18 protein-coding genes are annotated in these 21,425 nt (G+C 66.4%); 10 read left to right on the top strand and 8 right to left on the bottom strand.

Features of this window, described 5'->3' with window-relative positions; all coding sequences use genetic code 11:
• Nucleotides 1-154: 154 nt before the first annotated feature.
• Together argE and argA are read left to right on the top strand one after the other, a co-directional pair.
• On the top strand, nucleotides 155-1,294 hold the full coding sequence (argE, locus tag PKB_RS27315; protein ID WP_043256267.1) for an acetylornithine deacetylase: 1,140 nt from the start codon (nucleotides 155-157) through the stop codon (nucleotides 1,292-1,294).
• 122 nt (nucleotides 1,295-1,416) lie between these two features.
• The gene (gene argA / locus PKB_RS27310) at nucleotides 1,417-2,715 is read left to right on the top strand and encodes an amino-acid N-acetyltransferase (RefSeq protein ID WP_043256265.1); all 1,299 of its coding nucleotides are present in this window, start codon (nucleotides 1,417-1,419) and stop codon (nucleotides 2,713-2,715) included.
• A 155-nt stretch (nucleotides 2,716-2,870) separates the two neighbouring features.
• On the opposite strand, the gene gshA is transcribed toward argA, so the two are convergent.
• The 3 genes from gshA to PKB_RS27295 form a co-directional block, all read right to left on the bottom strand.
• Complete coding sequence (gene gshA / locus PKB_RS27305; RefSeq protein ID WP_043256263.1) at nucleotides 2,871-4,454, bottom strand: glutamate--cysteine ligase; 1,584 nt, start codon at nucleotides 4,452-4,454, stop codon at nucleotides 2,871-2,873.
• A gap of 163 nt (nucleotides 4,455-4,617) precedes the next feature.
• The gene (locus tag PKB_RS27300) at nucleotides 4,618-4,980 is read right to left on the bottom strand and encodes a PaaI family thioesterase (RefSeq protein WP_043257858.1); all 363 of its coding nucleotides are present in this window, start codon (nucleotides 4,978-4,980) and stop codon (nucleotides 4,618-4,620) included.
• A 36-nt stretch (nucleotides 4,981-5,016) separates the two neighbouring features.
• Nucleotides 5,017-7,353, bottom strand: a complete 2,337-nt coding sequence (locus tag PKB_RS27295; RefSeq protein WP_043256262.1) for a Tex family protein — start codon at nucleotides 7,351-7,353, stop codon at nucleotides 5,017-5,019.
• A 220-nt stretch (nucleotides 7,354-7,573) separates the two neighbouring features.
• Between PKB_RS27295 and ompR the strand changes: the two genes are divergently transcribed.
• Both ompR and PKB_RS27285 read left to right on the top strand, forming a co-directional pair.
• Nucleotides 7,574-8,314: an osmolarity response regulator transcription factor OmpR gene (gene ompR, locus PKB_RS27290; protein WP_043256260.1), complete on the top strand. Its 741-nt coding sequence runs from the start codon at nucleotides 7,574-7,576 to the stop codon at nucleotides 8,312-8,314.
• Between the two features lie 59 nt (nucleotides 8,315-8,373).
• Complete coding sequence (locus PKB_RS27285) at nucleotides 8,374-9,693, top strand: ATP-binding protein (protein WP_043256259.1); 1,320 nt, start codon at nucleotides 8,374-8,376, stop codon at nucleotides 9,691-9,693.
• A 14-nt stretch (nucleotides 9,694-9,707) separates the two neighbouring features.
• Here the strand turns inward: PKB_RS27285 and PKB_RS27280 are convergent, their stop codons facing one another.
• The 3 genes from PKB_RS27280 to rimB all read right to left on the bottom strand — a co-directional run bounded on the left by PKB_RS27280 (nucleotide 9,708) and on the right by rimB (nucleotide 12,165).
• Nucleotides 9,708-10,634 carry a S66 peptidase family protein gene (locus PKB_RS27280; RefSeq protein ID WP_043256257.1) on the bottom strand — a complete coding sequence of 309 codons (927 nt, stop codon included), beginning with the start codon at nucleotides 10,632-10,634 and terminating at the stop codon, nucleotides 9,708-9,710.
• 152 nt (nucleotides 10,635-10,786) lie between these two features.
• On the bottom strand, nucleotides 10,787-11,692 hold the full coding sequence (gene rimK, locus PKB_RS27275) for a 30S ribosomal protein S6--L-glutamate ligase (protein ID WP_043256256.1): 906 nt from the start codon (nucleotides 11,690-11,692) through the stop codon (nucleotides 10,787-10,789).
• A complete protein-coding gene (rimB, locus tag PKB_RS27270; protein WP_043256254.1) occupies nucleotides 11,689-12,165 on the bottom strand; it encodes a retropepsin-like aspartic endopeptidase RimB in 477 nt (158 codons plus the stop codon). Before rimB ends, rimK begins: the two co-directional genes overlap by 4 nt.
• A 120-nt stretch (nucleotides 12,166-12,285) precedes the next feature.
• On the opposite strand from rimB, the gene PKB_RS27265 reads away from it, so the two are divergent.
• Nucleotides 12,286-12,681, top strand: coding sequence for an RNA-binding S4 domain-containing protein (locus tag PKB_RS27265; protein ID WP_043256252.1), 396 nt, complete (start codon nucleotides 12,286-12,288; stop codon nucleotides 12,679-12,681).
• A gap of 96 nt (nucleotides 12,682-12,777) precedes the next feature.
• On the opposite strand, the gene PKB_RS27260 is transcribed toward PKB_RS27265, so the two are convergent.
• Nucleotides 12,778-13,578: a phosphatase PAP2 family protein gene (locus tag PKB_RS27260; protein WP_043256251.1), complete on the bottom strand. Its 801-nt coding sequence runs from the start codon at nucleotides 13,576-13,578 to the stop codon at nucleotides 12,778-12,780.
• A gap of 118 nt (nucleotides 13,579-13,696) precedes the next feature.
• On the opposite strand from PKB_RS27260, the gene hslO reads away from it, so the two are divergent.
• The 3 genes from hslO to PKB_RS27245 all read left to right on the top strand — a co-directional run bounded on the left by hslO (nucleotide 13,697) and on the right by PKB_RS27245 (nucleotide 18,450).
• The gene (gene hslO, locus PKB_RS27255) at nucleotides 13,697-14,590 is read left to right on the top strand and encodes an Hsp33 family molecular chaperone HslO (RefSeq protein WP_043256249.1); all 894 of its coding nucleotides are present in this window, start codon (nucleotides 13,697-13,699) and stop codon (nucleotides 14,588-14,590) included.
• A gap of 168 nt (nucleotides 14,591-14,758) precedes the next feature.
• Nucleotides 14,759-16,300, top strand: a complete 1,542-nt coding sequence (locus PKB_RS27250; protein WP_043256247.1) for a phosphoenolpyruvate carboxykinase — start codon at nucleotides 14,759-14,761, stop codon at nucleotides 16,298-16,300.
• Between the two features lie 224 nt (nucleotides 16,301-16,524).
• Nucleotides 16,525-18,450: a RecQ family ATP-dependent DNA helicase gene (locus PKB_RS27245; protein ID WP_043256246.1), complete on the top strand. Its 1,926-nt coding sequence runs from the start codon at nucleotides 16,525-16,527 to the stop codon at nucleotides 18,448-18,450.
• On the opposite strand, the gene PKB_RS27240 is transcribed toward PKB_RS27245, so the two are convergent.
• Nucleotides 18,447-18,884, bottom strand: coding sequence for an MEKHLA domain-containing protein (locus PKB_RS27240; protein ID WP_043256245.1), 438 nt, complete (start codon nucleotides 18,882-18,884; stop codon nucleotides 18,447-18,449). The two genes, PKB_RS27245 and PKB_RS27240, sit on opposite strands and share 4 nt — an antisense overlap.
• A 194-nt stretch (nucleotides 18,885-19,078) precedes the next feature.
• Between PKB_RS27240 and PKB_RS27235 the strand changes: the two genes are divergently transcribed.
• Nucleotides 19,079-20,578, top strand: coding sequence for a flavin-containing monooxygenase (locus PKB_RS27235; RefSeq protein ID WP_043256243.1), 1,500 nt, complete (start codon nucleotides 19,079-19,081; stop codon nucleotides 20,576-20,578).
• 104 nt (nucleotides 20,579-20,682) lie between these two features.
• Nucleotides 20,683-21,285 (top strand): nitroreductase family protein, encoded by a 603-nt coding sequence (locus tag PKB_RS27230; protein ID WP_043256241.1) that lies wholly within the window; start codon nucleotides 20,683-20,685, stop codon nucleotides 21,283-21,285.
• The last annotated feature ends 140 nt before the right edge of the window (nucleotides 21,286-21,425 follow it).

The following is a 21,425-nucleotide window of genomic DNA, read 5'->3' as shown; positions in this document are numbered from 1 at the left end:
GAAAAGGGTAGACGGGGCGCGGCGAAAGGGTGCCGGGCCCGGCGCTGGGCGCGTGCGTCGAGGGCCGTCAGTGTACAGGAGGCGGCTGGCGTCCCGGAGGTTTAATCGTCCGCCTTCCTGGGCCATGATGGCGGCAAAGCGTTCGGAGAAGCCCATGTCCCTGCCGAGTCTGAAAGACCGTTTCGCGCACCTGCTCGCCCTGCCGTCGGTGAGCTGTACCCAGGCCACCCTCGACCAGTCCAACCGCCCGGTGGTCGAGCTGCTGGCCAACTGGCTGAGCGACCTCGGCTTCGCCTGCAAGCTGCAGGAAGTGACGCCCGGCAAGTTCAACCTGCTCGCCAGCCTCGGCAGCGGCCCCGGCGGCCTTGTACTCGCCGGGCACACGGACACCGTGCCCTACGACGAGTCCCTGTGGAAAAGCGACCCGCTGCGCCTCGACGAGCGCGACGGGCGCTGGTATGGCCTTGGCAGCTGCGACATGAAGGGCTTCTTCGCCATCGTCATCGAGGCGCTGCTGCCGTTGCTCGACCAACCGTTGCGCCAGCCGCTGCTGATCCTCGCCACCTGCGACGAGGAAAGCTCCATGTCCGGCGCTCGCGCCCTGGCCGCCGCCGGCAAGCCGCTGGCGCGCGCCGCGGTGATCGGCGAGCCCACCGGGTTGCGGCCGATCCGCCTGCACAAGGGCGTGATGATGGAGCGCATCGAGATCCACGGGCAGAGCGGCCATTCCTCCGATCCGCGCCTGGGGCATAGCGCCCTGGAGGCCATGCACGCCGCCATCGGCGAGCTGCTGGCGTTGCGCGCGCAGTGGCAGACCGAGTTCAACAATCCGCAGTTCGGCGTGCCGCAGCCGACCCTCAACCTTGGCTGCATCCACGGCGGCGACAACCCCAACCGCATCTGTGGCCAATGCGCCCTGGAGTTCGACCTGCGGCCGCTGCCGGGTATGGACCCGGAGGCCCTGCGGCGGGCCATTGGCGAGCGTCTGCAGCCGCTGGCAGAGCGATTCTCGGTGCGCCTGGACTACCACCCATTATTTCCCGCCGTGCCGCCCTTCGAGCAGGGGGCGGACAGCGAGCTGGTGCGCCTGGCCGAACGTCTAAGCGGGCATTCGGCGGAAGCGGTAGCCTTTGGCACCGAAGCGCCGTATCTTCAGCAGCTCGGTTGCGAGACCCTGGTGCTCGGCCCCGGCGACATCGCCTGCGCCCACCAGCCAGACGAGCATCTGGACCTTGCGCGCATTCCTCCGACCGTGGAGCTGCTGCGCGGCCTGATCAAGCACTACTGCCTGTAAACGTCATGAAGAGGAGATATCTGTCGATGTGCATGCGACGACGATAACCGCCGCGCCCGCCCTTGCCGGCTCTTTGCACTCGACAACCCTTCATCGCTCGACGCTTACAGGCTTTCTGCACAATGCACGACTACGTCAACTGGTTACGTCACGCCTCCCCCTACATCAACGCCCACCGGGACTGCACCTTCGTGGTCATGCTGCCCGGCGAGGGTGTGGAAGACCCGAACTTCGGCAATATCGTCCATGACCTGGTGCTGCTGCACAGCCTCGGCGTGCGCCTGGTGCTGGTGCACGGCTCGCGCCCGCAGATCGAAGCGCGCCTGGCCTCGCGCGGGCTGGCGCCGCGCTTCCACCGCGGCTTGCGGGTCAGCGACGCACCGACCCTGGAGTGCGTGATCGATGCCGTGGGCAGCTTGCGCATCGCCATCGAAGCGCGCCTGTCGATGGACATGGCCGCCTCGCCCATGCAGGGCGCGAGGCTGCGCGTGGCCTCCGGCAACCTGGTGACCGCGCGGCCGATCGGCGTGGTCGAGGGCATCGACTACCACCACACCGGCGAGGTGCGGCGGATCGACTGCAAGGGCATCAACCGCCTGCTCGACGAGCGCTCCATCGTGCTGCTCTCGCCCCTGGGCTACTCGCCCACCGGGGAGATCTTCAACCTCGCCTGCGAGGACGTGGCCATGCGCGCGGCCATCGAACTGGGCGCCGACAAGCTGATCCTGTTCGGCGCCGAGCGCGGCCTGCTGGACGAGGACGGCGCGCTGGTCCGCGAGCTGCGCCCGCAGCAGGTGCCGTCGCACCTGCAACGTTTGGGCACCAGCTATCAGGCCGAACTGCTCGACGCCGCCGCGCAGGCGTGCCGCGCTGGCGTGCGGCGCAGCCATATCGTCAGTTTCACCGAGGACGGCGCGCTGCTCAGCGAGCTGTTCACCCGCGCCGGCAACGGCACCCTGGTTGCCCAGGAGCAGTTCGAGCAGCTGCGCGAGGCGGGCATCGAGGATGTCGGCGGCCTGCTGGAACTGATTCGTCCGCTGGAGGAGCAAGGCATCCTGGTGCGCCGTTCGCGCGAGGTGCTGGAGCGCGAGATCGAGCAGTTCAGCATCGTCGAACGCGAGGGTCTGATCATCGCCTGTGCGGCGCTCTATCCGATCGCCGACTCCGACTCGGCCGAACTGGCTTGCCTGGCGGTGAACCCGGAGTACCGCCACGGCGGTCGTGGCGATGAACTGCTCGAGCGCATCGAGAAGCGCGCCCGCGCGCTGGGTGTGAAGACCCTCTACGTGCTCACCACGCGCACCGCCCACTGGTTCCGCGAGCGCGGCTTCCAGCCCAGCAGCGTCGACCGCCTGCCGGCGGCGCGTGCCTCGCTGTACAACTATCAGCGCAATTCGCAGGTGTTCGAGAAGAGCCTGTAACGCCGGCTTTTCGTAGGAGCGGATCTCATCCGCGAATCGCGCAGGGATATCCAGCTATCGCGGACAAGGTACGCTCCTACAAGGTGATTTCGCGCATCAGTGAAAGGCACAAATGAAAAAGAGGCCCGAAGGCCTCTTTTTTCTTTGCAGCGATCTCAGACGCCGATCAGACCCAGGATGCTCGCCTGGTAGGCGGCGACGAAGGTGTCGAAGTCGCCTTCGGGCTGGCGTTCCAGCGCTTCCTGTTCGGCCAGGGAGTTGCGCGCCATGGCTTCGAAGGCTTCCTGCTCGGCGGCCGGCAGCGGCTTGGACAGCTGCTCGGCATGCTCGCGGCTCTTGCGCAGGGCGAAGGCGGTGAAGCTTTCGCCGCGCTCGCGCATTTCCGCCAGTACCTGGGCGGACGGGGTGCGATCCGGATCGGCGATCTTCTCGCGCTGTTGCATCAGGCTTTGCGCGTGGACGTTGCTGCCGGTGGCGCGGTCGAGCAGTTCGGCGATGGGTGCGATGCGCTCGACCAGCTCGCTGGCCCAGACCTGCAGCGGTACGGTCTGCCCGCCGCGTTGCAGGTGCAGGCCCGGACGTCGGCCTTCCTTGACCACCTTGAGGAAGTTGCTGGTCGCCGCACCGCATTCGCCGTCGGCGAGCAGCGGGCTGTCCTGCAGCGCGCAATAGAGCAGGAAGGCGTCGAGGAAGCGGCCCTCGGCGGCGTCGATGCCCAGCGGCAGGAAGGGGTTGATGTCCAGGCAGCGCGCTTCGACGTACTGCACGCCGCGGCTCTCCAGTGCCTGGATCGGCCGCTCGCCGGTGTGGGTCACGCGCTTGGGACGGATGCTCGAGTAGTACTCGTTCTCGATCTGCAGCACGTTGGTGTTCAGCTGCACCCACTCGCCATTCTGCTTGGTGCCGATCTTTGCGTACGGCTCGTAGGGCGAGCTGACCGCGCGGCGCAGGCTCTCGACGTAGCTGTCGAGGTCGTTGTAGCAGGGCGTCAGGCCCGCCTGGGCGTTGTTCTGGTAGCCCAGGTCGCTCATCCGCAAGCTGGTGGCGTAGGGCAGGTAGAGGGTGTGCTCGTCGAACGCCTGCAGGTTGTGCGGGCGGCCGCGCAGGAAGCCGGCATCCAGCGCCGGCGAGGCGCCGAACAGGTACATCAGCAGCCAGCTGTAGCGGCGGAAGTTGCGGATCAGCGCGATGTAGTGCGCCGACTGGAAGTCGCGCAGCGACTGACCGCCATCCTCGTGCTTCTGCAGCAGCTGCCAGAGCCCCTCGGGCAGCGAGAAGTTGTAGTGGATGCCGGCGATGCACTGCATGGTCTTGCCGTAACGCAGCGCCAGGCCCTTGCGGTAGACGTACTTGAGGCGACCGATGTTGGAGGTGCCGTAGCGGGCGATCGGGATGGTCTCCTCGTCCGGCAGTTCGCAAGGCATCGACGGGCTCCACAGCAGTTCGCCGTCGAGGTGCTGGCTGGCGAAGCGATGGATGCTTTCGAGCGAGCCGAGGGTCTGTTCGACGCTGGTGCTGGTCGGAGTGATGAACTCCAGCAGCGCCTCGGAGTAGTCGGTGGTGATCTGCGGGTGGGTCAGGGCCGAGCCGAGCACGCGCGGATGTTCGGTCAGGGCCATCCGGCCGGCCTCGTCGACGCGCAGGCATTCGCGCTCGATACCGTGCAGGCACTGGGCGAGCAGGGGCAGGTTGGCAGCGTCACCGAGCAGAGCCAGGCGGCGGGAAAGTAGGTCGCTCAATTTGAAGTCCTTCACGCGGCGGTCGCCCCACTATGGGGGTGGACCAGGCGGTCTACAAGGGGGAGGGCGGCCGGCGTTGTCGCCTGGCGGGCTGCGACTCACCGGAGCCCGCGTGGCGTGCGGGCTGCCGATGGTCAGGATAGTGCAGGTGGGGAAGGGCGGCTTACAGCTGGGCGAAGGTGCCTTGTCCCTTGGCGACCAGCTTGTCGCCCTGGAACACTTCGGCTTCCACCACCAGCGAGCGACGCCCGGCGTGCAGGACCTTGGCTACGCAGCGCACTTCGCCCTCGGCGACGGCGCGGATGTAGTTGATCTTGCACTCCAGGGTCACGCTCTGGCGGTCGAAGCCATGGGCGCTGGAGCAGGCCAGGCCCATGGTCACGTCCATCAGCGAGAAGATCGCCCCACCATGCATCACGTTACCGCGATTGCGTAGGTGTTCGGCCATCCTCAGGCTCACCTCCGCCTCGCCGTCGCCGATGCGCACCGGCTCCAGGCCGATGTTTTCGCTGAAGGCGCTGATCATGATGTCGCGGCTGGGCATCTCGCTCATGGCGGTTCCTTACTTCTTCTTCAGTTGCTTGGCGTTGGCGAACAGCGAGGCCATGGCGTTGTTTGCCGGGGCCTTCTCCTGCTGGCGCGGGGCGCTGCGCTCGTTGCGCTGACCGCCCTGCGGACGACCGCTGCCACGCGGGCCATCGACCTTCTCGCCGGGGGTGTCGCTCATGCGCATGGACAGGCCGACGCGGTTGCGCGGGATGTCCACTTCCATGACCTTCACCTTGACGATGTCGCCAGCCTTGACCACTTCGTACGGGTCCTTGACGAACTTCTCCGACAGCGCCGAGATGTGCACCAGGCCGTCCTGGTGGACGCCGATGTCGACGAAAGCGCCGAAGTTGGTGACGTTGGTCACCACGCCTTCCAGCACCATGCCGGGCGTGAGGTCCTTCAGGCTTTCCACGCCGTCCTGGAACTCGGCGGTCTTGAACTCCGGACGCGGGTCGCGGCCAGGCTTGTCGAGTTCCTTGAGGATGTCGGTGACGGTCGGCAGGCCGAACTGCTCGTCGGTGAACTTCTTCGGGTCGAGGCGCTTGAGGAAGCCGGAGTCGCCGATCAGCGAGCGGATGTCACGGCCGGTGTCGGCGGCGATGCGCTGCACCAGCGGGTAGGTCTCCGGGTGCACCGCCGAGGCGTCCAGCGGGTTGTCGCCGTTCATCACGCGGAGGAAGCCGGCGGCCTGCTCGAAGGTCTTCTCGCCCAGGCGGCTGACTTTCTTCAGCTCGTCGCGGGTCTTGAACGCGCCGTTGGCGTCGCGGTGCGAGACGATGTTCTGCGCCAGGGTGCTGTTGAGGCCGGAGATGCGCGCCAGCAGGGCGGCGGAAGCGGTGTTCACGTCCACGCCCACGGCGTTCACGCAGTCTTCCACCACCGCATCCAGGCTACGCGCCAGTTGCAGCTGCGACACGTCGTGCTGGTACTGGCCGACGCCGATGGACTTGGGCTCGATCTTCACCAGCTCGGCCAGCGGATCCTGCAGGCGGCGGGCAATGGAGACGGCGCCGCGCAGCGACACGTCGAGGTCCGGGAATTCCTTGGCGGCCAGTTCCGAAGCGGAGTACACCGAGGCGCCGGCCTCGCTGACCATGACCTTGGTGCACTTGAGCGCCGGGTACTTCTTGATCAGCTCGATGGCCAGCTTGTCGGTCTCGCGGCTGGCGGTGCCGTTGCCGATGGCGATCAGCTCGACCTTGTGCTTGGCGCACAGGGCGGCGAGCACGGCGATGGTCTGGTCCCACTGGTTCTTCGGCGCGTGCGGGTAGACGGTGGCGGTGTCCAGCAGCTTGCCGGTGGCATCGACCACGGCGACCTTCACGCCGGTGCGCAGGCCTGGGTCCAGGCCCAGGGTGGCGCGCGGGCCGGCCGGAGCGGCGAGCAGCAGGTCGTGCAGGTTGCGGGCGAAGACGTTGATCGCCTCGGCGTCGGCGCCTTCGCGCAGCTCACCGAGCAGGTCGGTTTCCAGGTGGGTGTAGAGCTTGACCTTCCAGGTCCAGCGCACCACCTCGGCCAGCCACTTGTCCGCGGCGCGGCCCTGGTTACTCACGCCGAAGCGCTCGCCGATCATGGTTTCGCACGGGTGCGCAGTGCCCGGCAGCTCGTCGCCGACCTTCAGGGCGACGCTCAGCACGCCTTCGTTGCGGCCGCGGAAAATCGCCAGCGCGCGGTGCGACGGGGCGCTCTTGAGGGGCTCGTCGTGCTCGAAGTAGTCGCTGAACTTGGCACCTTCGGTTTCCTTGCCGGGCACGAGGCGCGCGGTCAGGGTGGCGTTGTCCTTGAGGAACACGCGCAGGCGGTCGAGCAGGGTGGCGTCCTCGGCAAAGCGCTCCATGAGGATGTACTTGGCGCCTTCGAGCACGGCCTTGGTGTCGGCGAAGCCCTTCTCGGCATCGACAAAGCGTGCGGCTTCGGCTTCCGGGGTGAGCGTCGGGTCGTTGAACAGCGCGTCGGCCAGCTCGCCGAGGCCGGCTTCCAGGGCGATCTGGCCCTTGGTGCGGCGCTTCTGCTTGTACGGCAGGTAGAGGTCTTCGAGGCGGGTCTTGGTGTCGGCCAGCTTGATCTCGCGAGTCAGCTCCGGGGTCAGCTTGCCCTGTTCCTCGATGCTGGCGAGGATCGCGCCGCGGCGCTCTTCCAGCTCGCGCAGGTAGCGCAGGCGCTCTTCCAGCATACGCAGCTGGGTGTCGTCGAGGCTGCCGGTGACTTCTTTCCGGTAGCGGGCGATGAAGGGGACGGTGGAGCCTTCATCGAGCAGGGCGACGGCAGCGGCGACTTGCTGCGGTTGAACGCGGCCGGAGGGCAGTGCGGAAAGCTCTTCGGCGATACGGGTGTTGATGCTGTCCATGAATCCACCTGGTGAAACCAACGAAATACGGGGCTTGGCTGCCGCGCCCGGGCGCTGTGCAGGCGTCTATGACAACGCCCCGCCGCAAAAGCGCCGCATTATACCCGTGGCCGATTGACCCGGAGGGCGGTCGGTCGGGGAAAAATCTGCTAACAATGGTCAGACCGTTGGAATGCGCGGCTGGGCGATAATCGCCGGCCCGATCAGAACTGGAGCCACCATGTCGAACCCCGCCACTCTTCCCGAAGGCGAAAAAATCCTCATCGTCGACGACGACGCGCGCCTGCGCCGTCTGCTCGAACGCTTCCTCGAGGAGCAGGGCTATCGCGTGCGTGCTGTAGAGAACACCGAACAGATGGACCGCCTGCTCGCCCGCGAGCTGTTCCAACTGGTGGTACTCGACCTGATGCTGCCCGGCGAGGACGGCCTGTCGGCGTGCAAGCGCCTGCGCGAGGCGAACAACCAGATCCCGATCATCATGCTCACCGCCAAGGGCGACGAATCCAGCCGCATCCAGGGCCTGGAGCTGGGCGCCGACGACTACCTGGCCAAGCCGTTCAACCCGCGCGAGCTGCTGGCGCGGATCAAGGCCGTGCTGCGTCGCCAGACGCCGCTGGTGCCGGGCGCTCCAGCGGGCGAGGACGAAGTGGTGAGCTTCGGCGACTACGAACTCTTCCTCGCTACCCGCGAGCTGAAGAAAGGCGAGGAAGTGCACATGCTCACCACGGGTGAGTTCGCCGTGCTCAAGGCACTGGTGCAGCACGCCCGCGAGCCGCTGACCCGCGACAAGCTGATGAACCTGGCCCGCGGCCGCGAGTGGGACGCGCTGGAGCGCTCCATCGACGTGCAGATCTCGCGCCTGCGCCGGCTGATCGAGCCGGACCCGTCCAAGCCGCGCTACATCCAGACCGTCTGGGGTGTCGGCTATGTGTTCGTACCCGATGGCGCGGCCCGTAAATGACCCCGATGGCAGGGGCGAGCAAGCTCGCTCCTGCACCAGCTCCTTCCTGGTAAGTCCTCTTGAAAACCCCGCTCTGGTTCCCGCAAAGCTTCTTCGCCCGCACCCTCTGGCTGGTGCTCATCGTCGTGCTCTTCTCCAAGGCGCTGACGCTGGTCTACCTGCTGATGAACGAGGACATGGTGGTCGACCGCCAGTACAGCCACGGCGCGGCGCTGACCGTGCGCGCCTATTGGGCGGCCGACGAGCGCTCGCGCGAAGCCATCGCCAAGTCGGCGGGGTTGTCCTGGGTGTCGCAGGAAAACGAGCAGCCGGAAGAGCAGCACTGGCCGTATAGCGGGATCTTCCAGCGGCAGATGCGCACCGAACTCGGGCCGGACACCGAGACGCGCCTGCGCATCCACGCGCCGTCCATGCTCTGGGTTCACGCGCCCAGTCTCGGCGACGGCTGGCTGGGCATTCCGCTGTATCCGCACCCGCTGCGCGGCCAGCAGATCTGGAGCGTGCTCGGCTGGTTCCTCGGCATCGGCCTGCTTTCCACCGCGGCGGCCTGGATCTTCGTGCGCCAGCTCGGAAAGCCGCTCAAGCGCCTGGTGGTAGCCTCGCGGGAGTTCGGCAAGGGCCGCAGCGTGCGCCTGCCGCTGGGGCAGGACACGCCCAGCGAGATGGCCGAGGTCTATCGCGCATTCAACCAGATGGCTGACGACGTCGAGCAGGTCGGGCGCGAGCGCGAACTGATGCTCGCCGGGGTTTCCCACGACTTGCGCACGCCGCTGACGCGCTTGCGCCTGTCGCTGGAGCTGATGCCCGAGGGTGAGCGCGAAATGGTCGAGGACATGGTTCGCGACATCGAGGACATGGACCAGATCCTCGACCAGTTCCTCGCCTTCATCCGCGACGGTCGCGACGAGCCGGTGGAGGAGGGTGACCTCAACGAACTGACGCGTGAGGTGGTGGCGCCCTTCAACCAGGGTGAGAAGCGCGTCGGCATTTCCCTGGAGCCGCTGCCGCCATTCCCGTTGCGCCGCGTGTCGATGAAGCGCCTGCTTGGCAACCTGATCGGCAACGCGCTGCATCACGGCGGCGGTCATGTCGAGGTGGCCAGCCACCTGGCCGGTGGCGGAGGCGCGCCTTATATCGTGTTGAGCGTGCTCGATCGCGGTCCCGGCATCGCCCCGCAGGAACTGGACAGCATCTTCAATCCCTTCATTCGTGGCGACAAGGCGCGCGGCGGCAAGGGCACCGGCCTGGGACTGGCGATCGTCAAGCGCATCGCCGCGCAGCATGGCGGCAGCGTCGAACTGCGTAATCGCGAAGGCGGCGGGATGGAAGCGCGGGTCTGCCTGCCGCTCGGACTCATGCTGCCGCGTGGGGCGTCCTGACGCGAACCATCGATCTACCAGCTCAACCCTTTCGCATCCAGCCGCGCCACCTTCCCATAAGGCCAGGCGCGGTTCTGTGCGCCATGCCCGCTGGGCAGTTGGTGGTAGAGCGGAATGCCCAGCGGCTTCAGGTATTCGCTGAAGATTTCTTCCAGGCTGTGCGCCACGTTCTTGCGCGGGCAGTCGGTGAAGGTACCCAGCACCACAGCGCCAAGGCTCGCTGCGTCGATGCTCTGCAGGAGCTGCCAGAGGCTGCGTTCCAGGCGGTAGAAGGGCTCGCCGACATCTTCCAGGATCAGGATTGCCCCCGCCGGCGCATGCAGCCCGGCGACCGTGCCGGCCGTGCTGGCCAGTGCTGTGAGGTTGCCGCCGACCAGTTGTCCTTCCACGGCCTGTTTCGGGCCCATCAGGTGTGCTGTCGGCAGTCGTCGCTCATCGCCGGCCAGCACGCGGCTTAGCGAAGCCAGCGAGGCCAGGCGCTCGCGTTGTTCGGCCGGAGCGCTCAGCGGCTGCAAGCCGAGGGCACTGGCCACCGGGCCGTGGATGGCCGGCAGGCCATGGCGATGGAAGGCGCTGAGCAGGATCGAGATGTCGGAGAAGCCGATCAGAGGCCGTGGCGAGGCCGCCTGCAATCGCGCCCAGTCCAGGTTTGGCACCAGCTGCGCGCAGCCGTAGCCGCCGCGTAGGCACCAGACTGCGCTGATGTCGGGTAGCTCGAACGCCTTGTGAAAGTCTTCCAGTCGCTGCTCGACGGTGCCAGCCAGATAGCGATAGCGCGCCTCGGCGTGTTCGCCCAGGTGGTAGTCGATGCCGAGCACTTCGAGCTGGCGCAGGGTGGCCTCGAAGACCTCATCGGCGATTGAGGAGGCGGGTGCCACCAGGGCGACGCGGCCCTCTATGGGCGACCAGGTCAGTTCGGAGGAACGGGGGGATTTTGGCATCGGTTATTCGTGATCAGACGGAGCGGCGGTGTGCTTCATGTGAGCGCTGAGTAGATATCCCTGTCGAGGCATCGTTCCTGCCGGAACCCTCGGCCCGGCCTTCCCTGGCCGGTCGTTCGTGAGCGCGACGCATGCGTCGCGTACGCGTCTCCTCACCCCTTACCTTGAGTGCGGACCAAGTGCGGCCCGGAATTCTTCTCCAGGTACTCGATGATCACCCCGGCGATGTCCTTCTGCGTGGTGGTCTCGATGCCTTCCAGGCCCGGCGAGGAGTTCACCTCCATCACCAGCGGGCCGTGGTGCGAGCGCAGGATGTCGACGCCGGCGACCTTCAGGCCCATGACCTTGGCCGCGCGGATGGCGGTCATGCGTTCTTCCGGGGTGATCTTGATCAGGCTGGCGCTGCCGCCGCGATGCAGGTTGGAGCGGAATTCGCCGGGCGCGGCCTGGCGCTTCATCGAGGCGATGACCTTGTCGCCGACCACGAAGCAGCGGATGTCGGCGCCGCCGGCTTCCTTGATGTACTCCTGGACCATGATGTTGTGCTTGAGGCCCATGAAGGCTTCGAGCACGGATTCCGCGGCCTTCTGGGTCTCTGCCAGCACTACGCCGACACCCTGGGTGCCTTCCAGCAGCTTGATCACCAGGGGCGCGCCGCCGACCATCTGGATCAGATCCGGGACGTCGTCGGGGGAGTGCGCGAAGCCGGTGATCGGCAGGCCGATGCCCTTGCGCGAAAGCAGCTGCAGCGAGCGCAGCTTGTCGCGCGAGCGTGCGATGGCCACCGATTCGTTGAGCGGGAATACGCCCATCATCTCGAACTGGCGCAGCACCGCGCAGCCATAGAAGGTGACCGAGGCGCCGATGCGCGGGATGACCGCGTCGAAGCCTTCCAGGGGCTGGCCGCGGTAGTGGATCTGTGGCTTGTGGCTGGCGATGTTCATGTAGGCACGCAGGGTGTCTATCACAACCATCTCATGTCCGCGTTGCTGCCCGGCCTCCACCAGCCGACGGGTGGAATACAGGCGCGGATTGCGCGACAGCACGGCGATTTTCATTGAGCACCTGAAAGGGCGGGGGTAACCATGATGAGGGGTTTGTCCTGGACGTAGGTCAGCGCCGGGTTGACCACGAGTTGGCCTTGGACCAGCGCCTTGGAGCCGAGCAGAACGCGGTAACGCATGGTCTTGCGGCAGGCCAGGGTGAATTCCACAGGCCAGATGCGATCGCCCAGGGCCAGGGTGGTGCGGATCACATAGCGGTGCTGGCTCTGGCCGTTGGAGCTCTTGATGGTCTTCATCGTCACCAGCGGCGCCTCGCAGCGATGCCGGCGCAGCACCTGGGTGCCGAGGTGGGCGGTGAAGCGCACCCAGTCGCGGCCGTCGCGGTGGAAGGTGACGATGTCGCTGGCATGCAGGCTGGAGGTGCTGGCGCCTGTATCGATCTTTGCGCGCAGGCCGACGATCCCGAGGTCAGGAAGGGCGATCCATTCACGCAGGCCGATCACGGAGAGGTGGTCGAAGGTCTTCAAGGGCTGCCGTTCCTGGGTTTTGCGGCATTCTAGCAGGGCCATTGGCACCCGCCAGGGGCCTGCCGACAACGCCGGCCCGAGGGTAGACTGGCCAGGTTACAGACCTGTGGATGCAGTCCCGTGAGCGAGAAAGACGACGACAAGGTGCGCCTGGACAAATGGCTGTGGGCGGCGCGCTTCTACAAGACCCGCGCGCTGGCCAAGGCGGCTATCGAAGGCGGCAAGGTGCATTGCCGGGGCGAGCGCTGCAAACCCAGCAAGGAGCCCAAGGTCGGCGAGGAATATGTGCTGCGTACCGGCTTCGACGAACGCACCGTGGTGATCAAGGCGCTGTCGGTGGTACGCCGCGGTGCGCCTGAAGCGCAGCAGTTGTACGAGGAGACCGAGGAGAGTGTGAAGCGCCGCGAGGACGCCGCTGCGCGGCGCAAGGCTGGTGCGCTGGGCGTGCAGACCGACGGGAGGCCAAGCAAGAAGCAGCGCCGGCAGTTGCTGCACTTCCTCGACGATCAGGAGTGAGGCTTTTTATTGGCTTCCCGCGTGCGCGGGAATGACGTGCCGTGGTGAGCCCCTTCGGCCGTCATCCCCGCGAACGCGGGGACCCAGAAAACCGGCTCAGGCGGAGACCACGCTCAGTCGATTGAGCAGCGGAATCTTCGCCAGCAGGTCGAACAGCGGATCGGTCAGACGGATCAGCCCGCCAGAGGCCCAGGCGACGAAAGGTGTGAAGCAGCTCCAGGCCAGGGCGACCAGGGCCATCTGCACCCCTCCTATATAGTCGTCCTGCCCCCAGTGGGCGCCGGCCACCAGGCGCGGCAGCATGAGCAGCAGCGCCAGGCCCCAGATCACAACCCACTGCAGGGCGGTGCGGGCGAACAGCGTGAGGAACAGGGCCCAGGCCAGCAGCACCGAAGCATGGTCGCCGGGGAAGCTGCGCGCGGACTGGTCCTTGATCTCGTGGAAGGTGCCGTTCCAGGACGGGAAGTACTGTGCCAGGTGCACGGCGTCCGGGGCGAAGGTGGAAATGCTGTCGTGCTGCCAGTCCATATGATGCGCAAGCTTCGCGTAGAGCACGCGGACCACTACCAGTACCAGCATGGTGGCAATCAGGCCGAAGCTTGCCGCGCGCACCTGGGTTGCCTTGAAGATCCAGTCGCCGCGGATCAGCAGGCCGAGCAGGAGGAGGCCGACCAGCGCGTCGAACGGCCGGGTGCTGGCCACGGCGAAGATGTCGCGCCAGGTGTCGTTGGTCGCCAGAGGCGCATTGAGGGCGTGGAACAGGCTGTAATCGAACAGGTCGATCGCCGCGCGGGTCGGTGCCCAGAGCCAGAGCAGCAGCAGGACGAGGGCCAGCAGGTGGCAGGCGATGAACGCTCGCCACGACCAGGTGGCTTGGAACGGAGAGGCTTTCTCCATAGAATCGATCCCCCTTTTCGAACCACCCAGGTGCGGGCGGGTGACGCAAAGCGCGCTTTATAGGCCTTTGTAACCGGCTTGTCATTCATTTCTGCATCCGAGCAGCGTTGTGCCCAGCATGTCCCAGAACGATCAAAGTCAACGTTTCCTTTTCGACAACTCCGACGTCCGCGGCGAGATGGTCGAGCTGGAGCGCAGTTACGCCGAGGTGCTGGCCAAGCATCCTTATCCGCAGCCGGTGGCCGAACTGCTCGGCGAGATGCTCGCCGCCGCGGCCCTGTTGTGCGGCACCCTGAAGTTCGACGGCCTGCTGATCCTCCAGGCGCGCTCCAGCGGCAGCGTGCCGCTGCTCATGATCGAGTGCTCCAGCGACCGCGAAGTGCGTGGCCTGGCCCGCTACGACGCGGAGTCGGTGAAGGACGGCGCGGGCCTGCACGAGCTGATGCCCGACGGCGTGCTGACCATGACCATCGACCCGAAGAACGGCCAGCGCTACCAGGGCATCGTGCCGCTGGAAGGCGCCAACCTCGCCGAGTGCCTGAGCGGCTACTTCGCCACCTCCGAGCAGCTGCCGACCCGCTTCTGGCTCAATGCCGACAGCCGCCATGCCCGTGGCCTGCTGCTGCAGCAACTGCCGGCCGACCGCCTGAAGGACGCTGAGGCCCGCGAGGCCAGCTGGCAGCACGTCACCGCCCTGGCCGACACCCTCACCGCCGAGGAGCTGCTGGGCCTGGACAACGAAACGCTGCTGCACCGCCTGTACCACGAAGAGGACGTGCGCCTGTTCGACGGCCAGCCACTGGTGTTCCGCTGCAGCTGCTCGCGCGAGCGCTCGGCCAATGCGCTGGTCAGCCTGGGCCAGGACGACGCCGAACGCCTGCTGGGCGAGCTCGGCGGCGAGATCACCGTCGACTGCCAGTTCTGCAACCAGCGCTACCTGTTCGACGGCAACGACATCGCCCAACTGTTCGCCGGTGGCGGCAGCGCGGCGCCGTCAGAAACCCGCCATTGATCGCGGCTATCGGTTCGATAGCCGAACGCTTGGCGCGTGCAGCGGATCAGAGGCTGCACGATCCAGAATCTTTTCTGGCATAATCCCGCGACTTTTTTCCGCTGTAGTGGGAATCAGAAGTCACTACGCAATGTTTGGAGGACTCGGCTCCGGCCGATGGGGACCCACATGACGCAAGCCAATAAAGCCGTGTACACCGATATCAGCGTTGCCCAACTGGTCGAGGAAGCCATTCGCCGCGGCGAAGGTCGCCTGGCCGACAACGGCTCGCTGGTCGTGGAAACCGGCCACCGCACCGGCCGCTCGCCTGCCGACCGCTTCATCGTCGAAGAGCCCGGTAGCAAGGACTCCATCGCCTGGGGCGCGATCAACCGCCCGTTCCCGGCCGACAAGTTCGACGCCCTGTGGGCGCGTGTCGAAGCCTTCAACAACGCGCAGGAACATTTCGTTTCCCACGTGCATGTAGGTTCGGCTGCCGATCACTACCTGCCGGTCAAGATGACCACCGCCACCGCCTGGCAGAACCTGTTCGGCCGTGCCCTGTTCATCAACCCGGAAACCTACAACCCGGCCGGCCGCGACGAGTGGCAGGTGCTGAACGTGGCCAACTTCGAGTGCGTGCCCGAGCGTGACGGCACCAACTCCGACGGCTGCGTGATCCTCAACTTCGCCCAGAAGAAAGTGCTGATCGCCGGCATGCGCTACGCCGGTGAAATGAAGAAGGCCATGTTCTCCGTGCAGAACTACCTGCTGCCGGAAAAAGACGTGCTGCCGATGCACTGCGCCGCCAACATCGGCGAAGCCGGCGACGTGACCCTGTTCTTCGGCCTGTCGGGCACCGGCAAGACCACCCTGTCGGCCGACGAAAGCCGTTACCTGATCGGTGACGACGAGCACGGCTGGGGCGAAGGCGTCGTCTTCAACATCGAAGGCGGCTGCTACGCCAAGTGCATCGACCTGTCCGAGAAGAACGAACCGGTCATCTGGAAAGCCATCAAGTTCGGCGCCGTGCTGGAGAACGTGGTTCTCGACGCCGAGCGCACCCCGGACTACGCGGACGACCGCCTGACCCAGAACTCCCGCGCGGCCTACCCGCTGGAGCACGTCGAGAAGCGTTCGGAAGCCAACCTGGGTGGCGAGCCCAACGCGGTCATCTTCCTGACCTGCGACCTGACCGGCGTACTGCCGCCCGTGTCGATCCTGAACAACGAGCAGGCGGCCTACCACTTCCTGTCCGGCTACACCGCGCTGGTCGGTTCCACCGAAATGGGTTCGGGCGGCGGCATCAAGTCGACCTTCTCCACCTGCTTCGGCGCGCCCTTCTTCCCGCGTCCGGCTGGCGTCTACGCCGAGCTGCTGATCAAGCGCATCAAGGCCTTCGGCTCCAAGGTGTACCTGGTCAACACCGGCTGGACCGGCGGTGGCTACGGTGTCGGCAAGCGCTTCAACATCCCGACCACCCGTGGCGTGATCGCCGCCATCCAGAGCGGTGCTCTGATCGGCGCCGAGACCGAGCACCTGGACATCATCAACCTGGACGTGCCGAAAGCCGTTCCGGGCGTCGAGACCAACCTGCTCAACCCGCGCAACACCTGGGCTGACAAGGCTGCCTACGACGAAGCCGCCAAGGGCCTGGCCAGCAAGTTCATCGAGAACTTCAAGAAGTTCGACGTGAGCGACGCCATCAAGAACGCCGGCCCGCAGCTGTAAGCGCGCCCGTTCGTTGAAAGAGCCGCCTTCGGGCGGCTTTTTCATTGGCCTGGAGTTTCCCTGTAGGAGCGCCCCATGGGCGCGATTCGCGGGCATGGCCCGCTCCTACGCCAGCGGCGGAGCGGGCCCGCTTGCAAAGCGGATTTGCGCTGTTCGCGAGCGAGCTCGCTCCTACAATGGCAGTCCCTAGGCTGGGTGGACGCCCATGTAACGGAGTTATCCACATGCACGACACCCTCGAACCCGTCTTCGGTTTCCGCCAGTTCCGCCCCGGCCAGGAGGCGGCGGTCAGGGCCGTGCTCGCCGGGCGCTCGGCGGCGGCGATCTTCCCCACCGGCTCCGGCAAATCGCTGTGCTACCAGTTGCCGGCGCTGCTGCTGCCGCACCTGACCCTGGTGGTCTCACCCCTGCTGGCGCTGATGCAGGACCAACTCGCCTTCCTCGCCCGCCATGGCATTGCTGCCGCCAGCATCGACTCGGCGCAGAGCCGCGAGCAGGTGGCGCAGACCATGGCTCGCGCGCGCAGCGGCGAGCTGAAGGTGCTGATGATCTCGGTGGAGCGCCTTAAGAACGAGCGCTTCCGCCACTTCATCGGCGAGGTGCCGATCTCCCTGCTGGTGGTCGACGAGGCGCACTGCATCTCCGAGTGGGGCCACAACTTCCGACCCGACTACCTGAAGCTGCCGGACTACCAGAAGCAGTTCCGCATTCCCCAGGTGCTGCTGCTCACCGCCACCGCGACGCCTGCGGTGATCGCCGACATGCGCGCCAAGTTCGCCATCGCCGAGCAGGACGTGGTCACCACTGGCTTCTACCGCGCCAACCTGAACCTGCAGGTCGAGCCGGTCGCCACTGCGGCCAAACGTGCCCGCCTGGTGGACTGGCTGGGCCCGCGCGTGGGCCAGCCGAGCATCGTCTACGTCACCCAGCAGAAGACCGCTGAGGAAATCGCTGCGCACCTGTCCGAGCGTGGCGTCCCGGCCTGCGCCTACCACGCCGGGATGGATCACACCGAGCGCGAAGCGATTCAGAAGCGCTTCATGGCCGGCCAGCTGAACTGCATCGTCGCGACCATCGCCTTCGGCATGGGCATCGACAAGAGCGACATCCGCAACGTGGTGCACTTCGACCTGCCCAAGTCGGTGGAGAACTACAGCCAGGAGATCGGCCGCGCCGGGCGCGACGGCCAGCCCTCGGACTGCCTGGTGCTGGCGAACCGCGACAGCCTCAACGTGCTGGAGAACTTCGTCTACGGCGACACGCCCGAGCGCGAAGGCATCCGCAGCGTGCTGGAGGAAATCCTCCAGGCGCCGAACGGCCAGTGGGAGCTGATGCTGACGGCGCTGTCGGACCAGTCGAACATCCGCCAGCTGCCGCTCAAGACGCTGCTGGTGCAGCTGGAGCTACGCGGCATCATCGCGCCGCGTTTCGCCTATTTCGCCGAATATCGCTTCAAGAACCTCATCGAGCCCGAGGCGCTGCTGAATCACTTCGAGGGTGAGCGGCGGCAGTTCGTCGAGGCGATCCTCAGCTGCTCGGCGCGCGCGCGGACCTGGTTGACCCTGGACTTCGACACCCTCTATCAACGCCACGGCGCCGAGCGCGCGCGGGTGGTGAAGGCGCTGGACTACTTCCAGGAACGCGGCTGGATCGAGCTGGAAAGCAAGCAGATGACCGAGGTCTACGCGGTGCTCGACCGCGAGTTCGACCCGCAGCTGCTGGGCGATGAGCTGTATGGCTACTTCAAGCGCCATGAAGGCAGCGAGATCGCGCGTATTGGCGCCATGTTGGCGCTATTCGCCAGCGACGAATGCCTCAGCCATCGACTGGCCCGCTACTTCGGCGACGAGCGCGCGCCGGAACATTGCGGCCATTGCTCGGTGTGCGCCGGGCGCGTGGCCCATCTGCCGGAGCCGCCGGCCCTGCCGCCGCTGGAGGGGCAGACGCTGCAGACCCGTTGTGCCGCCTTCCTCGACAAGTACCAGGGCGCGCGCGGCGCTTCCCCCAGTGCCGACTGCGTGACGCGCTTCCTCTGCGGCATCAGCGTGCCGGTCTTCCCACGCATGCGTGCACGCACATTGCCGGGTTACGCGACGCTGGAGGACTACCCGTACGCCCAGGTGCGGGCGTGGGTGGAAGGGCAGCTCTAAGCGGCCGCCCAGACGAGCGCGGCCTGGCCCTTGGGCTCGTCGAGCTGCCAAAGCTCGCCGCGCTCGATGCGGAAGTGCGAGCCGTCCTTGCGGATGCGGGTGCCGGCGTAGCCCTGGGCGAAGCCGCGCTCGCGCACCGAGGCGAGGATGGCGTCGCGGTCGGCCTGGGCATCGGCATCGGCGCTCAGCCGCGAGGGCAGGCCGATGAATTCTTCTTCGCCGTAACCGAAGGCCTGGCGCGCGGCGGCATTCACGTAGATGAAGCGCGGGTCGGCGGATGCGTCGTGGGCGAGCAGGGCGAAGGGCGCTTGCTCGTGCAGCCAGTCCAGGCGGCCGCTTTCCTCTCCATCGAAGACGTCCGCGCCAATGCCTTTGCCGTGCAGGCGCTGGTAGGCGGCGTCGATCTGCTGCAGCAGTTGCAGGGCGGTGGACATGGCGTACTCCAGGGGCGGGCGAAAGGCGCCGGCATTGAGCCGCAGGGCGCGGCCAGGGTCAACCGGTAACGCTGGCGTGTACGCGCAAATCTAAAGGTTGGCGGTGTGTGGATATCGGGCCTTGTAGGGTGTGGGGAAGCGATTCGCTCCTAGACTCCAGCAGGCACTGCCTGCCCACTGGCCGAGGAAGTCCCATGTCTGTCGAACACCTGGATGTTCTTATCGTCGGCGCCGGCCTCTCCGGCATCGGCGCTGCCTACCACCTGATGAAGCATTGCCCGGGCAAGACTTTTGCCCTGCTCGAAGGCCGCGAGGCCATGGGCGGCACCTGGGACCTGTTCCGCTACCCCGGCATCCGCTCCGACTCGGACATGTACACCCTTGGCTACAACTTCAAGCCCTGGACCGATCCCAAGGCCATCGCCGACGGCCCCTCGATCCGCCAGTACATCGAGGACACCGCGCGGGAGAACGGCATCGACCGCAAGATTCGCTACAGCCATCGCGTGCTCAAGGCCGACTGGTGCAGCGACAGCGCGCGCTGGAACCTGAGCGTGCAGCGCGGCGATGAGCCCGAGCCGGTGCGCATGAGCGCGCAGTTCCTCCTCATGTGCACCGGCTACTACCGCTACGAGGCCGGCTTCACCCCCGAATTCAAGGGCCGCGAGAGCTTCCGTGGGCAGGTCATTCACCCGCAGCTGTGGCCGGAAGGCTTCGACTACAGCGACAAGCGCATCGTGGTGATCGGCAGCGGCGCCACCGCCGTGACCCTGGTGCCGTCGCTGACCGACAAGGCGCGCCACGTCACCATGCTGCAGCGCTCGCCGTCCTACGTGATCAGCCTGCCGCAGAATGACCCGATCTCGAACTTCCTGCGCCGCTTCCTGCCGGAAACCTGGGTCTACCGCCAGGCGCGGACCCGCAACGTGGCCATGCAGATGGTCTTCTTCATGCTCTCCAAGGCCTTCCCCAATGTGGTGCGTAAGGCCCTGCTCGGCCTGGCCAAGCACCAGCTGGGCAAGGGCTTCGACATGCGCCACTTCAGCCCGCGCTACAAGCCGTGGGACGAGCGCGTGTGCTGCGTGCCTGATGGCGACCTGTTCAAGGCGCTGCGCAAGGGCAAGGCCTCGGTGGTCACCGAGCACATCGACAGCTTCTGCGAGAAGGGCATCCGCCTGAAGTCCGGCGAAGTGCTGGAAGCCGATGTGATTGTCACCGCCACCGGGCTAGACCTGGTGATGTTCGGCGGCGCGGAGCTGGCGGTGGACGGCAAGCCGTTCCAGGTCAACCAGAGCATGGGCTACCGCGGCATCATGCTGCGCGACCTGCCCAACCTGGCCGCCGTGGTCGGCTACACCAACGCCAGCTGGACCTTGAAGGCCGACCTTTCCAGCGAATACTTCTGCCGCCTGATCAACCACCTCGACGCCATCGGCATGCGCCAGTGCACGCCGCGCGCCGGGGTCGGCGAAGTGAAGGAAGAACCCTTCCTCAACCTGCAGTCCGGCTACATCCAGCGCGCCGCCGACAAGATGCCCAAGCAGGGCGATCGCACGCCCTGGAAGCTCTACCAGAACTACGCCCTGGACCTGGCGCTGCTGCGCCACGGCAAGGTCGAGGACGGCTACCTGGTGTTCTCCGGGCCACGGGACGCGTACAGCGAAAACGCCGGCCTGGCGCCGGTGGAGGGCTGAGGATCGCTCCTTTCGATGATGCTCATCGGCAAATCGGCCTGAACGCGCGGGCCAGAGCGGTTTACCATTGCCGCCTTTTGCCCCTCATCGAAAGGAGTCCCTCCATGCATATCGACGAAGCCATCCGCAGCCGCCGCGCGGTGAAAGGCTACGACCCGGCCTTCAGCCTCAGCCGTGAAGAGAAGGACGAGCTGCTGCAGCTGGCCATGCTGGCGCCCTCGGCATTCAACCTGCAGCACGTGCGCCTGGTCGAAGTCAGCGACCCGCAGCTGCGCGCGCACATCCGCGAAGTTGCCTGGGGCCAGGCCCAGGTCACCGACGCTTCGATGCTGGTGGTGATCTGCGCCCAGCTCGACAGCTGGGAGAAGAACGCCAGCCGCGTCTGGGAAGGCGCGCCGCAGGAAGTGCAGGACTACATGGCCGGCGCCATCGACAACTACTACCGCGGCAAGCCGCAGGTGCAGCGCGACGAAACCATGCGCAGCTGCGGCCTGATGGCGCAGACCCTGATGCTCGCCGCGCGCGGCAAGGGCCTGGACTCCTGCCCGATGGATGGCTTCGATTTTGACGCCGTGGCCCAGCTGATCAACCTGCCGGAAAACCACGTCATCGGCCTGATGGTCGCGGTCGGCAAGCAGACCGTCGCGCCCAAGCCGCGCGTGGGCAAGCTGAGCCTGGACGAAGTGGTGATCCGCGACCGTTTCTGACGGTTGCCGGTTACGCGAGAAACGCGCCTTCGGGCGCGTTTTTTCGTTCAGGCGGCTGGCGCAGAAGGAGCAACTGTCTATTGGGCTCCCGCGTTCGCGGGAGTGACGGGATCAAGATTCGCTTTTCCTGCGTCGTCCCC

It is taken from the genome of Pseudomonas knackmussii B13 (assembly GCF_000689415.1).
Lineage (GTDB): Bacteria > Pseudomonadota > Gammaproteobacteria > Pseudomonadales > Pseudomonadaceae > Pseudomonas > Pseudomonas knackmussii.
The sequence above is the reverse complement of the archived record's forward strand: the minus strand, read 5'-3'. Positions and strand labels throughout refer to the sequence as shown.

What these genes read in the sequence shown, in the direction of transcription:
- argE (WP_043256267.1), top strand. Translation starts at nt 155, where the DNA reads ATGTCCCTGCCGAGTCTGAAAGACCGTTTCGCGCACCTGCTCGCCCTG.
- argA (WP_043256265.1), top strand. Translation starts at nt 1,417, where the DNA reads ATGCACGACTACGTCAACTGGTTACGTCACGCCTCCCCCTACATCAAC.
- PKB_RS27300 (WP_043257858.1), bottom strand. Translation starts at nt 4,980, where the DNA reads ATGATCAGCGCCTTCAGCGAAAACATCGGCCTGGAGCCGGTGCGCATC.
- PKB_RS27295 (WP_043256262.1), bottom strand. Translation starts at nt 7,353, where the DNA reads ATGGACAGCATCAACACCCGTATCGCCGAAGAGCTTTCCGCACTGCCC.
- ompR (WP_043256260.1), top strand. Translation starts at nt 7,574, where the DNA reads ATGTCGAACCCCGCCACTCTTCCCGAAGGCGAAAAAATCCTCATCGTC.
- PKB_RS27280 (WP_043256257.1), bottom strand. Translation starts at nt 10,634, where the DNA reads ATGCCAAAATCCCCCCGTTCCTCCGAACTGACCTGGTCGCCCATAGAG.
- rimK (WP_043256256.1), bottom strand. Translation starts at nt 11,692, where the DNA reads ATGAAAATCGCCGTGCTGTCGCGCAATCCGCGCCTGTATTCCACCCGT.
- PKB_RS27260 (WP_043256251.1), bottom strand. Translation starts at nt 13,578, where the DNA reads ATGGAGAAAGCCTCTCCGTTCCAAGCCACCTGGTCGTGGCGAGCGTTC.
- hslO (WP_043256249.1), top strand. Translation starts at nt 13,697, where the DNA reads ATGTCCCAGAACGATCAAAGTCAACGTTTCCTTTTCGACAACTCCGAC.
- PKB_RS27250 (WP_043256247.1), top strand. Translation starts at nt 14,759, where the DNA reads ATGACGCAAGCCAATAAAGCCGTGTACACCGATATCAGCGTTGCCCAA.
- PKB_RS27245 (WP_043256246.1), top strand. Translation starts at nt 16,525, where the DNA reads ATGCACGACACCCTCGAACCCGTCTTCGGTTTCCGCCAGTTCCGCCCC.
- PKB_RS27240 (WP_043256245.1), bottom strand. Translation starts at nt 18,884, where the DNA reads ATGTCCACCGCCCTGCAACTGCTGCAGCAGATCGACGCCGCCTACCAG.
- PKB_RS27235 (WP_043256243.1), top strand. Translation starts at nt 19,079, where the DNA reads ATGTCTGTCGAACACCTGGATGTTCTTATCGTCGGCGCCGGCCTCTCC.
- PKB_RS27230 (WP_043256241.1), top strand. Translation starts at nt 20,683, where the DNA reads ATGCATATCGACGAAGCCATCCGCAGCCGCCGCGCGGTGAAAGGCTAC.